The organism is Kitasatospora sp. MAP12-44, from assembly GCF_029892095.1.
Taxonomy (GTDB): domain Bacteria; phylum Actinomycetota; class Actinomycetes; order Streptomycetales; family Streptomycetaceae; genus Kitasatospora.
Genome location: NZ_JARZAE010000004.1, coordinates 3,386,268 through 3,402,399 on the forward strand (window position 1 = coordinate 3,386,268; position 16,132 = coordinate 3,402,399).

11 protein-coding genes are annotated in these 16,132 nt (G+C 73.1%); 3 read left to right on the forward strand and 8 right to left on the reverse strand.

Annotated features, from left to right (window positions below):
* Positions 1 to 195: 195 nt before the first annotated feature.
* The gene (locus P3T34_RS15725) at positions 196 to 1,566 is read left to right on the forward strand and encodes a glycosyltransferase (RefSeq protein WP_280666661.1); all 1,371 of its coding nucleotides are present in this window, start codon (positions 196 to 198) and stop codon (positions 1,564 to 1,566) included.
* Here P3T34_RS15725 and lanL read toward each other — a convergent pair.
* Both lanL and P3T34_RS15735 read right to left on the reverse strand, forming a co-directional pair.
* Positions 1,469 to 4,030, reverse strand: coding sequence for a class IV lanthionine synthetase LanL (gene lanL, locus P3T34_RS15730; protein WP_280666662.1), 2,562 nt, complete (start codon positions 4,028 to 4,030; stop codon positions 1,469 to 1,471). The two genes, P3T34_RS15725 and lanL, sit on opposite strands and share 98 nt — an antisense overlap.
* Positions 4,031 to 4,101: 71 nt before the next feature.
* The gene (locus P3T34_RS15735) at positions 4,102 to 4,266 is read right to left on the reverse strand and encodes an SflA family class IV lanthipeptide (protein ID WP_280666663.1); all 165 of its coding nucleotides are present in this window, start codon (positions 4,264 to 4,266) and stop codon (positions 4,102 to 4,104) included.
* A gap of 234 nt (positions 4,267 to 4,500) precedes the next feature.
* Between P3T34_RS15735 and P3T34_RS15740 the strand changes: the two genes are divergently transcribed.
* On the forward strand, positions 4,501 to 5,808 hold the full coding sequence (locus P3T34_RS15740) for an SWIM zinc finger domain-containing protein (protein WP_280666664.1): 1,308 nt from the start codon (positions 4,501 to 4,503) through the stop codon (positions 5,806 to 5,808).
* The gene (locus tag P3T34_RS15745) at positions 5,805 to 7,427 is read left to right on the forward strand and encodes a DUF5691 domain-containing protein (protein WP_280666665.1); all 1,623 of its coding nucleotides are present in this window, start codon (positions 5,805 to 5,807) and stop codon (positions 7,425 to 7,427) included. The genes P3T34_RS15740 and P3T34_RS15745 overlap by 4 nt, the downstream gene beginning before the upstream one ends.
* A 49-nt stretch (positions 7,428 to 7,476) precedes the next feature.
* Here the strand turns inward: P3T34_RS15745 and P3T34_RS15750 are convergent, their stop codons facing one another.
* The 6 genes from P3T34_RS15750 to P3T34_RS15775 all read right to left on the reverse strand — a co-directional run bounded on the left by P3T34_RS15750 (position 7,477) and on the right by P3T34_RS15775 (position 16,066).
* Positions 7,477 to 7,884 (reverse strand): cobalamin B12-binding domain-containing protein, encoded by a 408-nt coding sequence (locus tag P3T34_RS15750; RefSeq protein ID WP_280666666.1) that lies wholly within the window; start codon positions 7,882 to 7,884, stop codon positions 7,477 to 7,479.
* Between the two features lie 114 nt (positions 7,885 to 7,998).
* Positions 7,999 to 10,566, reverse strand: coding sequence for a DNA helicase PcrA (gene pcrA, locus P3T34_RS15755; RefSeq protein WP_280666667.1), 2,568 nt, complete (start codon positions 10,564 to 10,566; stop codon positions 7,999 to 8,001).
* A gap of 64 nt (positions 10,567 to 10,630) precedes the next feature.
* Positions 10,631 to 12,169 (reverse strand): glycosyltransferase family 39 protein, encoded by a 1,539-nt coding sequence (locus tag P3T34_RS15760; RefSeq protein WP_280666668.1) that lies wholly within the window; start codon positions 12,167 to 12,169, stop codon positions 10,631 to 10,633.
* Between the two features lie 56 nt (positions 12,170 to 12,225).
* Positions 12,226 to 13,440: a glycosyltransferase 87 family protein gene (locus P3T34_RS15765; protein WP_280666669.1), complete on the reverse strand. Its 1,215-nt coding sequence runs from the start codon at positions 13,438 to 13,440 to the stop codon at positions 12,226 to 12,228.
* A gap of 60 nt (positions 13,441 to 13,500) precedes the next feature.
* The gene (locus P3T34_RS15770; protein ID WP_280666670.1) at positions 13,501 to 14,673 is read right to left on the reverse strand and encodes an acyltransferase; all 1,173 of its coding nucleotides are present in this window, start codon (positions 14,671 to 14,673) and stop codon (positions 13,501 to 13,503) included.
* Positions 14,674 to 14,803: 130 nt separating this feature from the next.
* Positions 14,804 to 16,066: a glycosyltransferase family 39 protein gene (locus P3T34_RS15775; protein ID WP_280666671.1), complete on the reverse strand. Its 1,263-nt coding sequence runs from the start codon at positions 16,064 to 16,066 to the stop codon at positions 14,804 to 14,806.
* Positions 16,067 to 16,132: the final 66 nt, after the last annotated feature.

Here is a 16,132-nt window from a genome sequence, read left to right on the forward strand (position 1 = left end):
TCGGACACCCCGCCCTGCGACAACCACCCTGCCGTACGGCACTGACAACGCAGCGTGGCCCAGCACGGTCGCCCGCCGCGCGCAGCGAAGTTCACCCAGTGGCCGCTCGCTGCTCACACGGGCGAGCTCGGCGGCGCCTCAGGGGTGCCCTACGGTTCAGCCAATGCCGGAGGGAATAACGGCAGTTCACCGGGCGTGGCCCCCTCCCGCCTGCTCCCCCACCAGCTCACAGCGCCCCGCCGCACGGCGGCCGAGGCGCTCCTCGCCGAGCGGAAGAACATGCGACTCCTCCACCGCGCATCCCTGGTCGCCGCCGAAGGCGGCTGCGCATCGCCCTCGCACGTCGACCGACCGACCCGGCCGCTGCGCGCGCTCGTGATCACCGGAAGCGTCGGAGCGGGCCACAACGGCGCCGCCAGGGAACTGGTGCGGCGGCTGGAGGCGCGCGGCATCGACGCCACCTACCGCGACTACCTCGACGCGCTGCCGCGCCGCTACCAGCGCCTGCTCCAGGACGGCTACACGTTCAGCGCCGGCCGGACGCCCGAGGTGTTCGACTGGCTGTTCCGCTGCGAGGAGCGCGAGTCACTGGTGCGCAGCCTCACCCTGCGGCTCTGCCGACAGGCCGCCCGCGAGCTGGCGGGCTGGCTGGGCCCGGACGGCCAGGACTACGACGTGGTGGTGACCACCTTCCCGTTCGCGGCGCAGAGCCTGGGCATGCTGAGGGCGGACGGCACGCTCAAGGCGCCCGCCGTCTGCTACCTCACCGACCCGGCGCCGCACCGCCTCTGGGTGCACCCCGCCGTCGATGTGCACCTCACCGTCACCCCGGCCACCGCCGCCGAGGGCAGCAAGCGGTACGGCGTGCCGATGCGGCCCGCCGGTCCGCTGGCTCCCGCCGCCTTCGCCGAACCGGTCGACGCGGCCGACCGGCAGGCGGTGCGCACCGAACTCGGCGTGCCGCTCGGCCACCGGATGGTGCTGCTGACCGCGGGGTCGATGGGGCTCGGCGACGTGATGTCCGGCGTCCGCGCACTGCGTGCCGTGGACCGCACCGTCCCGGTGGTGCTCTGCGGCCGCAACGAGAGCCTGCGGCGGCGGATCGCGGCGCTGAGCGGCGTGGTGGCCCTCGGCTGGCGCAACGACGTGCCGCGCCTGATGGCCGCCGCCGACGTCCTGGTGCACAACGCCGGCGGCCTCTCGCTGACCGAGGCCCTGGTCGCCGGACTGCCGGCGGTCAGCTACGAGGTCCTGTCCGGCCACGGCCGCGCCAACGCCGGCGTCCTGGCCCGCGCCGGCCTTGCCCCCTGGCCCCGCACCCCGGACGCCCTGGCCCGGGCTCTCGAAGAGCAGGCCGCCCGCGGCCGCGTGACCCTGCCGCCCCTGCCGGCCGACCAGCAGGCAGCCGCCGTGGTGGCCGACCTGGCCAAGCAGCACCGCGACACCACGACCGCCCCCGAGCACCGACTCAGGCCGGTCCCAGCCGGGGGCCGCCCTGCCGCAGCCGGCGCAGGAACGACAGCACCCCGGCGCTTCCCCCGGCCCACTGCCCGGACGCCGCGCTGAGCGAGGTGTCGGGCAGGACCGGTCGGCGCGGCGGGCCGCCGCTGCGGGTCAGGATCAGCGCGGCGACCTCCTCGGCGCCCTGCCGGAACTCCACGTCCCCGGTCACCGCTCCCACGTCGAGGAGGAGTTCTCCCACCCCGGAAAGGCCGCAGCACTGGACCACCTGGCTCATCCTGGGGGCCAGCGCCCGGCAGGCGCGCGCCGCGTCGGCGGACAGCCGCACCAGGCGCTCGTCCCCGTTCCCGACGCCTGCCCGGAGCAGGACCGGGCCGATGCCGGCCAGTCCGCGGCACCAGGAGCCGTAGCGCCGGGTGGCGCCGGGGCGGGCGGCTGCGGCCAGGATGCCGGGCATGGCCGCGGCCAGCGCCGCGACGGCCTGTTCGGCGGCGGCGCCGGAGGCCGGGTCGCCGGTCGCGTGGTGGTGCGCCAGCAGGAAGTGGGCGACTCCGGCGCGGCCGTGGGCGGCCCCGTCGAGGACCGCCGCCGCGCCGGGCCGGGCAGTCGTGCTGATGACGCCGCGGCCGTAGCGCCCTTCGAGCAGGCCGCGGGCGCACTGTGCGGCCACGGCGCGGTGGTACGCCGCCTCGGGCTCCCGACCTGCCGCGCGCGCCCGCTCGGCCAGCAGCAGGTGCCCGGTGCCGATGCCTGCCGCGCCCGCGATCTGATCGTCCAGCAGGCCGGCGGGGAACCAGCCGTCGACCGAGCCGACGCCGTCCGGGCCGACGGCGGCGTCCGGGGGCTCGGTGCCGAGCGTCTCGGCCGCCTCCGCGAGGAACAGGTCGACGCCCGTCCGGCCCTCGTAGAGCGCGGGCGGCAGCAGGGGACGGGCGGGATGGGCGGCGGTCCAGCGGGCCAGCTCGGCGACGGCGGCGCGGGCGTCCGGGTCGTCGGGGTGCCGCAGCAGCTCCAGGCCGAGGCCGGCGCTGCCTTGGTAGAGGGAGAGCGACTCCCGGGGCGCCCTGTCCGTCACCCCCGCGGCGACCTGCTCCCGCGCCGCGCGCACGCAGAACGCGAGGGTGTGGCCGATGACGTCGTCGAGCAGATCGCTGCTGATCAGGGGCGGCGACGGCAGCGCACGGCGGGCGCGGGCGACGGGGTCCCGCCCGCTGCGCAGGCGTTCGGCGGCAGCCGTGCGCTCGGCGGCGTCGAGGCTGAGCAGCCCGGCGATCAGCGTCCGGGCCGGATGCCGGAGCGGGTCGGGGAGCACGCCGGCGAGGCAGGCGAGGGTGCGGGCGCGGTTGGTCACGGGGTCCGGGTCCATCACCACCGGGTCGAGGCCGGTGCTCGCGTAGGACAGGGTGGCGCCCAAGGCGTAGTAGTCGTCGGCGGGTTGAGCGGTACGGGGGTCGGCGAGCGACGGCGGCAGGCCGTAGCCCGGGGTCGCTCCGCCGGGGCGACGCCCGTCGAGGGCGCTGACGCCGAAGTCGACCAGCCGGCAGCCCCCGGACGGGTCGATCACCACGTTGTCGGGTTTGAGGTCGCACAGCACCACACCGCGCGCGTGCACGTCGTCCAGGATCCGCAGCAGCCCCTGCGCCAGCAGGCGCCAACTGCGGTGCTCGTCCTCGGTGCTGTCGTCGCAGTAGGGGCCGGACGCCAGCACGTCGCGGCGCAGGTCGCGCGGGCCGCAGTCGGTGCTGACCAGGTACTCGTCCTCGCCGTGTCGGAAGTAGTCGACCGCCTCGGGGACGCCGTCGACCCCGGCCAGCCTCGTCAGCACCTGACGCTCCCGGCGCAACCGGCCGCGCGCGTCGACGCCGTCGTGGTCCTCGGCGACGTGGGCCCGCGCCTGCTTGACCACCACCGGCCGGCCGGTGGTGACCTCGACGGCCCGGTAGACGTGACCGTGGGCCGCGCGGGCGATGCCCGCGGTGATCCGGTAACGGCCGTCCCCGACGCGGGTGGTGACGGCCGAGGCGCTGGTGCCGGCGGCGGGGAAGGGGTCCCGCGCCCAGGGCGGTTGCCGGTAGGCCGCCTCGGCGAGACCGGGGAACGAACTGCCGTCCGGGCCGGCCATGGTGTGCTCGGCGTCTCCCGCGCGAAAGGGCCCGTAGCGGTAGTAGACCGGCGCGTCGGGCCGCACCTGGCGATCGCTGACCACCCGCGGCCCGGCCCACCCGACCAGCGCCTGCGCCAACTCCGCACCGAGGCCCGCGACATCCGCGGCCCGTGGGTACACGGTGGCCGCCTTGCCGACGGCGGCGGGGTTCTGCCGTCCGGCGTTCAGCGTGCGCAGCACCTCGGCGTCGACGGCGAACTTGACGTCACAGGTGTACCGCAGCAGCACCGGCACGACCCGCTCCATCAGCTGCGCGAGCCGGTCCGGCCGAGTGGAGAGGTGCAGCTTCCAGCCGTGGGCGCACGGCGGCATCTTCGGGTCCTGCAAGTACAACCAGGTGTCGTCCGCGTACTGACGGCGCCCGCACTCAGCCGTCAACTCGGCCAGTCGCGCGTACAGTTCCATCCCCCCTACCCCTCCGGGTCCGGTGCTCGACGGCTGCACCGTCGAGCACGGGACCTGCTACGACCGGTCGGTCAGGAGTTCCCCGCGCAGGTCCAGACCTCCGTGAGGAAGGGGGTGAACGTCACGTGGTTGTAGATGCAGGCCTGCGGAGCGTCGAATTCCTCCTCGAACTCGATCAGCTCGTCCTCGACGACCAGCGGCCCCGCATCGCGGATGTCCGATGCCAGTGCACTCATGGTGACCCTCTTTCGATTGCCGTGTGAGTTCATGGAGGAGCACAGATCATTCACCACAGCAGACGTGGCGACTCGCTCATGCTAGCCACGTGATCAGGTCATCGATAGACATCCGGCGGAAGTTCCTGAATCTTCGTCAGGCAGCCCTCGGGTCCGCCCGGCGCGGCCGGGGCGTATCCGCTGCACGGCGGGCACCGAGGCCGCTTGTCAGTCCCCCGGCCTAGCGTTCGAGGCATGGAGGAACGCTGGAGCACTGAGCATGTCCTGTCCCTCTCGCCCGACGCCGCGTCGTCGAAGGCCGCCGGGAAGTTGTCCGGACCGGGGCCGTGGTCGGGGGTGGGGTGCAATGGAACGGCGCTTTGGGGGGCATGCAAAGGCAGTGGGAGTACGCCGTACCGGACGGTGGTCGAGCTCGCCACGCCTGCGTACCAGTGCAGTTGTCCGAGTCGGAAGTTCCCGTGCAAGCACGCGCTGGGGCTGCTCCTGCTGTGGAGTGTCGGGGCGCAGGCGGTGCCGAACGGGGGCGAGCCGCCCGAGTGGGCGGGCGCCTGGTTGGCGGATCGCCAGGACCGGGCCGAGCAGAAGCGGGCGCCCAGGGCCGAGGCGGATCCGGCGGCGGCCCGCCGGCGGGCCGAGCGGCGCTCGGCCCGCGTGGCCGCCGGGGCGCAGGAGTTGCGCCTGCGGCTGGCCGACCGGGTGCGGCACGGGCTGGCCGACCAGAGCACCGCGGCCAGCCCGTGGGAGGAGGTCGCGGCGCGGATGGTGGACGCGCAGGCTCCCGGACTCGCCAGCCGGGTGCGGGAGTTGGAGGACCTCGACGAGGAGTCGCTGCTCTCCCGCTATGCGCTGCTGCACCTGCTGGCCGCCGCCTACGAGCGGGTCGGCGAGCTGCCCGAGCCACTGGCGGCCACCGTCCGCTCCCGGATCGGATTCAGCACCGACAGCGCCGAGTTGCTGGCCGGCCCGACCGTCCGGGACCGCTGGCTGGTGCTCGGCCGCCAGGATGTCGCGGACGAGCGGTTGACCACCCGACGACTCTGGCTGCGCGGGGCCAAGACCGGCCACCCGGCCCTGCTGCTGGCCTTCGGCCGCCCCGGTCAGGCGCCCGAACTGGCCATTCCCACCGGGCAGTTGCTGGAGGCCGAACTGGCCTTCCAGCCGAACGCGCGCCCACTGCGCGCGGTGCTCGGCACCCGGCACGGCGGGCCCGAGGCGCCGCCCGAGGCCGAGGCCGTGCCGCCCGGCGTCTCGACCGTACGGGCGCTCGCCGGGTACGGCGAGGCGGTGGCGGACGATCCATGGCTGGACTCCTGGCCGACCGTGCTGACCGGGGTGGTCCCGGTGCCCGGCCCGGGTGGCTGGCAACTGACCGACGGGCAGGGCGCGTTGCCCGTCCACGGGACGCCGCAGTCGGCGCTCTGGCGGCTGGCGGCGATCTCCGCGGGCCGTCCGGTGACGGTCTTCGGCGAGTGCGGGCACCGGGGGTTCGCCCCGGTCACGGTGTGGGGCGAGAACGGCCGGGCGACGGGAGTGAGCGGGTGACCAGCGTGCAGACGGATCTCTGGGAGGAGCTGCGGACCACCGCGCTCCTGGGCACCGACCGGCGCCCGCTGCCGCCGGCCTCCGGGACGGGCGCGCTGGCGGCGGCGGCCGGCGCGGTGGATCGCGGCGACCCGGCGGCGGCCCTGCTGGAGCTGGCCGCGCTCGCCACCGTCCGGCGCCGCGCCGGGCTGCTGCCGGTCCCGGCCGGGCCGCCGCAACCGGCCGCCCCGCCGGACCAGCGCCGCGCGCTGCCCGACGCCGCGGCGCGCCGACTCGCGGTGCTGCTCTCCGGCCGGGGATCCGGCACCGGCTCCGGCACGGGATCGGGAACCGGCGTCGGCGCACTGGCCAACCTCGCCGAGCTGCTGCCGCAGTGGCTGGCCGGCGCCCGGGAGTTGGACTACCGGCCGCCGGCCGCACTCGTCCCCGCGCTGCTGGACGCCGCGCGGGCGCGCAGCGAGCTGCGCGGCGACGCGGTGGCACTGGCCGGACCGCTCGGCCGCTGGCTGGCCGAGCACAACCCGGACTGGAGCTACGTCCGGCGCACCGCCGTCGAGAGCCGGGCCGCGGGCAGCGAGCAGACCTGGCACGAGGGTCTGTTCGCCGAACGGGTCACCCACCTCACCCGGCTGCGCCGCAGCGACCCGCCGGCCGCGCTTGAACTGCTGCGCGGCACCTGGTCCACCGAGCGCGCCGAGGACCGGCTGCTCTTCCTGGACGCGCTGCAGGAGGGCCTCTCCGAGGCGGACGAGCCGTTCCTGGAGGCCGCCCTCGGCGACCGCAGCAAGAACGTCCGGACCACCGCCGCCGAACTGCTCTCCACCCTGCCCGGCTCGGCGCTGGGCGCGCGGATGGCCGAGCGGGCCCGCGCGCTCGTGCAGGTGGCGGACGGGCGGCTGCTGGTCAGCCCGCCGACCGCCTGCGACAGCGCGATGCAGCGGGACGGCATAGCGCCCAAGTCGCCGACCGGCCGCGGCGAGCGCGCCTGGTGGTTCGGCGAGGTGGTGGCCGCCACCCCGCTGGCCGCCTGGACGACGGGGTTCGACCTGACGCACGATCAGCTGCTCGCCCTGCCGGTCAGCGCGGACGACGGCGACCCGGCGGACGGCGAGGACGGCAGCGACAGCTGGCGTGACGACCTGCGCGAGGCCTGGGCCCGCGCCGCCGTCCGCCAGCAGGACGCCCGCTGGGCCCGGGCGCTGCTCGGCCCGGCCCCGCGCCGCGCGGGCAGCGTGCGGACGGCGGGTTCGCCGGCCAAGCTGCTCGCCGTGCTACCGCCGGCCGAACGGGCCGCCTGGACGTCCTCGTTCCTGCAGACCCACGGCCTGGGCGACGCCTTTCAGCTGCTCGGCGCCTGCGCCACCCCGTGGACGCCGCCGCTCAGCACGGCGGTGGTGGCCGCCCTGGAGCGGGCCGCTGCCTCGGGGGCGTACCCGTGGAGCCACAGCGGGGTGCTCGGCATGACCGAGCGCTCGCTCTCCCCCGCGACGGCTCCGGCCGTGGAGGCGCTGGCCGCCGACGCCTCGCCCGACAGCGCGTGGGCCGAGACCTTCGGGCGACTCGCGGGCACGCTGCGCTTCCGCGCCGCGATGCTCGCCGAGTTGAACGACAACGGCTGAGATGGCGGGGCAGGACCGGGCCGCAGCACACGGCCCGGTCCTGCCAGGCTCAGCCGGCCGCGCGCAGGTTGGCCTCGACCCAGGCCACCACGTCGCGGGTCGGGGTGCCCGGCGTGAAGATGTCCGCGACACCCATCGCCTTCAGCTCGACGATGTCCTCGTCCGGGACGATGCCGCCGCAGAAGACCTTGATGTCCGCCGCGTCGCGCTCCCTGAGCAGCACGAGCACCCGGGCGCAGAGCGTCATGTGCGCGCCGGAGAGGATCGACAGGCCGATGCCGTCGGCGTCCTCCTGGATGGCGGTGTCGACGATCTGCTCGGGCGTCTGGTGCAGACCGGTGTAGATCACCTCCATGCCGGCGTCCCGCAGGGCGCGCGCGATCACCTTGGCGCCCCGGTCGTGACCGTCGAGCCCCGGCTTGGCGACCACGACCCGGATCGGGCCTGACACACCCATCACTGCCTCCACGTTAACCACCGATAACAGACCTGAGGGGAGGTTAGCGTCACTGGAGGCCCATGACCGTGCCACCCCTCAAGAGGAGGGGAAAATCACAGGCCCCCAACCTCTTTAAAGCTTCTCCACCGGCGCGTACCGCAGCAGCAGCACCTTGCGGCCCGAGCTGCCGAAGTCGATCGTCGCCTTGGCCTTGTCCCCGACGCCTTCCGTGCCGGCCACCGTGCCCAGGCCGAAGGTGTCGTGGCTGACCCGGTCGCCGACCGCGAGCGCGACCACCTCGCGCTCGGTGACCTTGCGCGCCGACTTGCCCCAGCCCGCCTTCGGCGAGGCGGCGGACAGCGAGGACGAACCGCGCGAGGAGCCCGACCCCGAACCGCGCGAGCCCGGCATCGCGGCCGCGCCGGTGCGCTTCCACTGCACCAGCTCGCCCGGGATCTCGTCCAGGAAGCGCGAGGCGGGGTTGTAGGCGGGCTGGCCCCAGGCGCTGCGCAGCACCGAGCGGGTCAGGTAGAGCCGCTCGCGCGCGCGGGTCAGGCCGACGTAGGCGAGCCGGCGCTCCTCCTCCAGCTCCTTGACCTGGCTGAGCGCCCGCATGTGCGGGAAGATCCCGTCCTCCATGCCGGTCAGGAAGACCACCGGGAACTCCAGGCCCTTGGCGGTGTGCAGGGTCATCATCGTGATGACGCCCGAGCCGTCCTCGTCGTCCGGGATCTGGTCCGAGTCGGCCACCAGGGCGACCCGCTCCAGGAAGTCGGCCAGCGTGCCGACCGGCGGCGCGCCCTCCTCCCCCGCGTCCGGGCGCTCACCCGGATCCTGCTCGTACTCCAGGGCCACCGAGGCGAGTTCCTGGAGGTTCTCCACCCGGGTCTCGTCCTGCGGGTCGGTGGAGGACTGCAGTTCGGCGAGGTAGCCGGTCTCCTCGAGCACCGCCTCCAGCACCGCGGCCGGTCCGGCGCCCGATTCGACGATCTGGCGCAGCCCGGCCAGCAGTTCGTTGAACTTGCGCACCGCGTTGGCCGAGCGCGCGGCCATCCCGTACGCCTCGTCCACCCGCAGCAGCGCCTGCGCGAAGCTGATCCGCTCGCGGGCCGACAGCGCGTCGATCATCGCCTCGGCGCGGTCGCCGATGCCGCGCTTGGGCACGTTGAGGATCCGGCGCAGCGGCACGGTGTCCTCGGGGTTGGAGAGCACCCGCAGGTAGGCCAGGACGTCCCGGACCTCCTTGCGCTCGTAGAAGCGCACCCCGCCGACCACCTTGTACGGCAGGCCGACCCGGATGAACACCTCCTCGAACACCCGCGACTGGGCGTTCGTCCGGTAGAAGATCGCCACGTCGCCCGGCCGGGCGTCGCCCGCGTCGGTGAGCCGGTCGATCTCCTCGGCGATGAACTGCGCCTCGCCGTGCTCGTCGTCCGCGACGTAGCCGATGACCTTCTCGCCGTGCTCGCCGGCCGTCCAGAGCTTCTTCTCGCGTCGGCTGGTGTTGCGCTCGATGACGGCGTTGGCGGCGCTCAGGATGGTCTGCGTGGAGCGGTAGTTCTGCTCCAGCAGGATCGTCACGGCGTCGGGGTAGTCCTCCTCGAACTGGAGGATGTTGCGGATCGTCGCGCCGCGGAAGGCGTAGATCGACTGGTCCGCGTCACCCACCACGCACAGCTCGGCGGGCGGCACCTGCGCCAGCGCGGCCGCCGCCGGGTTGACGAAGTCGCCGTCCACCGTGCGCTTGGGCGCCGAGCCGGCGGCGCCGCCGCTGAGCTCGCGCACCAGCATGTACTGGGCGTGGTTGGTGTCCTGGTACTCGTCGACCAGGATGTGCCGGAACCTGCGCCGGTAGTGCTCGGCCGCGTCGGGGAAGGCCTGCAGCAGGTTGACGGTGGTCATGATGATGTCGTCGAAGTCCAGCGCGTTGGCCTCCCGCAGGCGGCGCTGGTAGAGCGCGTACGCCTCGGCGAGCTTGCGCTCCATCGGGTTCGCGGCCTGCGCCGCGTAGGTCTCCTCGTCGATCAGCTCGTTCTTGAGGTTGGAGACCTTGGCGGTGAAGGACTTCGGCGGGAACTGCTTGGGATCGAGGTCCAGATCCCGGCAGACCAGCGACATCAGCCGCTGCGAGTCCGCCGAGTCGTAGATCGAGAAGCTGGAGGTGAAGCCCAGCCGCTTGCTCTCCCGGCGCAGGATCCGCACACAGGCGCTGTGGAAGGTGGAGACCCACATCGACCGGGCGCGCGGCCCGACCAGCTGCTCGACGCGCTCGCGCATCTCGCCGGCCGCCTTGTTGGTGAAGGTGATCGCCAGGATCTCGCCCGGCTGCACCCCGCGGGCACCGAGCAGGTAGGCGATCCGGTGCGTCAGCACCCGGGTCTTGCCCGAGCCCGCGCCGGCCACGATGAGCAGCGGCGAACCGGCGTGCAGCACCGCCTCGCGCTGCGGGTCGTTCATCCCCTCCAGCAGCTGGGCCGGATCGACGACCGTGCGGTGGGCGCCGTTGCGGTGGAAGGCGTCGCGGGCGGTGGCTGCGGCGTAGTCGGTCTGGAAGAGATCGTGCGGGATCTCTTCCTCGTAGCCGCCCTCCGGACCGTGGTACTCCTCCGGTGGAGGTTCCTCGGCGTGGTCCGCGGGCGTCGCGAAGGAGGGCTTCAGCTCGAAGCCCGGGAGCGGGAGGTCGTCAAAGAGGCTACTCATGGCCCTCCGAGTCTATGACCCGCGACTGACAGAGCCGGCCGGTCCAGAAAACCGGCCGGACCGGCTACTGGCGTACCAGCAGGGACACCGTGAGCCCGCGCACATGCTCGATGTCCGCCGCCTTGTACGCGGACATCAACGCGTCGGCCTCGTTCTTCGGGAAGCCGTAGACCGGGCTCGGGTTGTCCCCGGTGGTGACCACCCAGACCCGGGCGGTGTCGCCCAGGCAGGCGACCGGGTCGGTGCACTCCACCGCGAAGAGGTCCTGGGCCTGGGCCGGGGTCTTGGCAGTGAAGACGTCGTGGAGCTTGACCGCCGGGGGCATGTCGTACTCCATCTGGTAGTCGATCATCATCCAGGCCGAGGTGGACCGCAGCGGCGCGAAGCCGTCCCCGGGCTGGTAGCCCTTGATGAGGATCCGCGCAGCGGCCGTGGTGTCGCTCCACTCGTGCGAGTTGACGTCGCGCAGGCCCCCCTGGTCCGGCAACCCGAGCAGCACCATCCCCACCAGGCCGAGCGCCCCGAGCACCCGGGGACGCAGCGCGCCGAGGCCGGCCGCCGCGAGCACCGACCAGGCGGGAACGGTGAAGAGCATGTAGCGCTCGGAGAAGTACGAGGTGTTGCCCTGCGAGACGAACCAGTTGAGCAGGATCGGCAGCGAGGCGACCAGGCCGATCTCGAAGGCCCGGCGCCGCCCGCGCGGCCAGGCGGACGGCAGCACGGCCAGCGCCAGCACACAGCCGCAGACCAGGGCCGAGCCGAAGAGCGGGCTCCAGATGTCGGCGAAGGTCTGCAGCACCGGCTTCTGCACCCAGCCGATCTGCCGGGTGACTTGCCGACGGCCCAGGATCACCAGCGGGATCAGCGGGATCAGGCCCACCGTCACCGCCGCCGTGAAGCCGATCAGCGGCCGCCGGGAGCGGTCACGCCACCAGCGCAGCAGCACGATCAGCGCGTGCGCGGCCAGGAAGAGCAGCGAGACGATGTGGAACAGCCCGGACGCGGTCACGGCCGCGGCGTACGCCAGCCAGCGGCGCCAGGTCGGCCGCTCCAGGGCGCGCAGCAGCAGGAGCATCGCCGCCGAGACCGCGAGCACCACGAAGGCGTACGAGCGGGCCTCCTGCGCGTAGCGCGAGATCGAGGGCACCGTCGCGAAGATCAGTCCGGCCAGCAGCGCGGTGCGCCGGTCGAAGAGCCGCCGCGCCGTCAGTACGACGCACGCCGAGGCGCCCGCCATGGCGATCACCGACGGTATCCGCATCATCACCGGCGAATCGCCGGCGATCGAGATCCACTCGTGCAGCAGCAGGTAGTAGGCCCCGGAGACCGCGTCGACGTGCCGCAGCATCTCCAGCAGCTGGCCGGTGCTGCGGGTGGCGGCGCTCCAACTCGCCAGCTCGTCGCGCCACAGCTCCGGCTTGCCCGCCTGGTACCGGCCGATGCCGGCGGTCAGCAGCGCCACCCAGAGCCAGTCCATCCGCAGCAGCCGCAGCAGCCGCGGCGGCCCCTGGGCCCGCAGGCGGGCGAGCGGGCCCAGGGGCTGCCGCTCCCCGGACTCGTCCGGACCGGCGGGGGCGTCACTCGCGACAGCACTGATGCTCATGCTCGAAGAACCTTCCGGGGCTCGGTCGTCACCGTTCACGGGTACTGGCACTGCCTTCAGAGACCGACCGGTTGCTCCACCGGTTCCGCCGCCGCCCCGATGACCGGATCGGCGCCGCCCCGCGCCGGCCGCCGGCCCGCGAAGAACGCGCGGTGCAGCAGGACGAGTGAGAACACCACGTTGACGGCCGCCACCGAATACGCCCAGTTCTGCACGGGGTTGAGCTGCGGGAAGTCGAAGCCGGCGAGCCTGGGGATCAGGACCAGACCCATCCAGACGCTGCGCGCGGCCGCACCCGGACGGACCACCGAGGCCATCAGCACCGGGAGGATCACGAACAGGTAGTGGTCGAAGGAGGGCTTGCTGACGACCAGCGCGGCCAGCATCAGCATGGCGCCGCTCTCCACCAGCCGCAGCGCCTCGTCACCGCCCACCCGCCAGCGCTGCCAGGCGCCGACCAGCAGCGCCACCGCCAGCGCGACCGCGCCGGCCAGCGCGACCCCGTCCGGGACGCCGAGCCGGGGCAGCAGCGTCCCCAACGAGGCGTCGTACGGGCGGGCGAAGGCGTCCTGGCCGTGCAGCAGGAACGGCAGCGTCCTGGTGAAGAAGAGGCCCGGCTGCGGCATCAGCGCGGCCGCGACGGCCGCGAAGGCCGCCGGCACCACCACCGCCGCCGCGAACGCCCTGGGCCGCCGGGCGATCAGGAAGAGCAGGGCCAGCGGAACGAGTATCGGCTTGGTCGCCATCGCCAGCCCCACCACGACACCGGCCCACACCCACTTGGAGCGGTGGGCCAGCAGCAGCGCGGCGGGCAGCGCCATCGCCGAGTAGGCCGTCCAGTTGCCGAGTTGGACCAGGTTGCGGAACGAGCCGAGGAAGCAGATCAGCAGGACGCCCAGCACGGAGAGCCGGCTCAGCACCGACACCCGGAAGATCCGCAGCGCGAAGAACCAGCCCGCCATCACCATGCCCGCGGTCAACGCCGGGACCAGCCACTTCAGCAACTGCTCGGAGAGGTAGGCCTGCGGGGCGGCGATCAGCACCGAGCTCGGGAAGTAGAGGAACCGCTTGTCCGCGTAGGGCGAGCCACCGTCGACGAAGGTCTTCGCGGCCTTGACCACGATGCTGTTGTCCATCATGTCGATGCCGCTCAGGCGCCCGTTGCGGACGGTGACGCAGAACATCAGCACCGCCGCGGCCAGCGCGGGAACCGAGGCGCGGGCCCGCAGCCAGGCGCCGCTGTCCGGCGTGGCAGCTGTTCTGATTCCCATGACCCGCCCTTTGTCTGGAGGTTGGTCGGACGCGTCCGAGGCGCCCGCGGCGTGCTGCACTCAGCGGCGCTGCGATCCGGCGGCGTCGCGCACCTGGGCGAACGACGCCTTCATGGCCCGGCTCATGATCGGGGCAAGGGGCCGCTCGACCGTCCGATGGATCAACCACGCGGCAACCAACATGGTAGCGAGCGAGCAGACCAGCGTCGGGTAGGGCGCCAGCCCGCGCCCGCGCAGCCAGGAGATCAACTCCCAGCCGATTTCCTGGTGTACGAGATACAGCGGGTAGGTCAGCGCGCCCGCGAAGGTCAGCCACGTCCACTGCACGCGGTCGAACCAGCCCAGCGCCGCCCCCAGCACCAGCACGAAGTAGACGGTGATCGCGGCGATGGTGAGGCTCCAGGACAGGTGGTGCCAGGTCGCGTAGTGGTTGGCGTCGATCACCCACCTGATCCGCTCCTGCGCCATCAGCCAGCAGATCCCCAACAGGCCCCAGAGCAGCAGGTTCGGCTTGAAGCGGTACATCAGGTACATCACCATGCCGGCGATGAAGTACCACGCGTAGGTGGACTGCGTGATGATCTCCAGCAGCGGCATGTCCGCCTTGGGGGTGAAGGCTGCCGCCAGCGCCCAGAGTCCGCAGAAGGCGACCACCTTGCGGTAGGTCAGACCGGTGGCCAGCACCAGTCCGAACAGCACATAGAAGCGCAGTTCGGCCGAGAGCGTCCAGTACACCGGGTCGATCGGGTCGACGTTCAGCGGGTCGTTGAGCATCGTGAGGTTGCTGAAGATCCGACTGGCGGTGGGCCGCGAGGTGTCGGCACCCCAGACGGTCGGTGAGATCAGCAGCACCGCCGAGGTCAGCAGCACGCCGAACCAGTACGCGGGGAAGAGCCGCGCCACCCGGGAGGCGGCGAAGTCGCCCACCGACTTGCCCCAGCAGGACATGCAGATGACGAATCCGCTGATCAGGAAGAAGAGTTCGACCCCGGTCCAGCCGTACGACCCGATCAGGTGGGCGAACGGCATCAACTTGGCGTCCTGGCCCCGCCAGACCGCCGGGAAGCTCTGCACGCCGACCCAGTGGAAGAGCACAACTCCTAAGGCGGCCACCAGACGCAACCCGTCCAGCACATAGAGCCTGGGACGGCTGGAGGCCGGGCGCGGTCCGGTCTCACCGCCGGCGGCCGGGGCGGCCGGCTGCCGGGGCGGGCCGATGGCGGTATCGGTCACAGGTGACGCTCTCGGGTCCGGGGACGGGTCGGTGGCACGGGTGGCGCCACACCCGCCCGTGGCGGGCGAAGCAGACCTTACCGGGCTTCGCGACGCGCTACTCCCAGGCCGAATACCGGAGTTGACTTCATCACGGCGAGTTGGTATAGACAAATGCCAGGAATCCGCCGTAGCAGGCGGAGCAGACCGCGGCGAAGCCGAGCACCGTCGCGACCGCGCCCCGGGTGCGGACCCTGGCCAGCGTGCCGGCCAGCGGGAAGAGCAGCGCGAAGGCGGGCAGCAGGAAGCGCGCCCGGGAGTTGAAGTACGCGGCGTCGCCCAGCGCGATCAGCAGGACCACGCCGCTGAAGACCAGCAGCGGCAGCGGCTGGCGTTGGAGCGCCGAGAGCAGGAAGAGCAGGACGGATGCGGCCAGCGTGGCGGCCACCACCGCGTCGGCCAGCCACAGCGTGTTGCCGGTGGTCAGGATGCCCTTCAGCGACTCCACCGTCGAATGTCCGTAGTCGAAGTGCGAGTCCCAGGCCTCCTGGACCTTGAAGTAGCCGTCAACACTGCCCTTTTGAATACCCACCCAGAGTACGAATCCGACGAAGCCGGCCGGCGCGATCAGCGCGCCGAGCACCGGACGCCACCAGGCGACCCGCTCGCCCTGCGGCAGCTCGGCGCGGCGGCCCTGCCACCACTGCGCGAGCAGGGCCCAGCCGGCGCCCGCGCAGACCGCCGCGGCCACCGCGACGCCGGTCGGACGGGTCAGACCCGCGAGCGTGCTGAACACACCGGCCCAGATCCACCGGCGGGTGATGGCCGCGTACATGGCCCAGGCGGCGAAGGCGGTGAACATCAGTTCCGAGTAGGCCAGGCTCTCCACCAGCGCGTACGGCGTCACCCCCCAGAGCACCGCGGCGATCACACCGGTCCGGCGCCCGTAGAGCTCGGCCGCGGTCGCGAAGACGCCCCAGGCGGCGACCGGCGAGGCGGCCCAAGCCACCAGCAGGGCGGCCTGGTTCACCGATACGGGCAGTGCCCACCAGGCCAGCTTGATCGCCGCCGGGTAGACCGGGAAGAAGGCGTAGGCCTGGTACCGGCCCAGCGGACCGGGGACGGAGTACGAGTACCCGTGCCTGACCACGTCCTGGTACCAGTTGGCGTCCCAGAAGGTGCTCAGCCGGTGCAGGCCGCTCTCGCCGTGCTTCTGGTGCCAGAGCAGCACCACCAGCACGCCGACGGCGCGCACCGCGGCGTAGCCCAGCAGGGCCGGCGCCGCGTAGCGGCCCGAGCCCAGCAGCCGCCTGAGCAGGCGGCGGCCCCCGCTGCGACCCGCCGCCCCTCGAAGGCCCACGTAGCGGGACCGCACCTTTTCGGAGGCCGCCGGACCGGCAAGTTGGGTGGTCACTGACCCACTCCCCTGGATGACTTTCTGGGCACGCTTCACGCCGAGTGAAGCTACGCCGAAACGCGC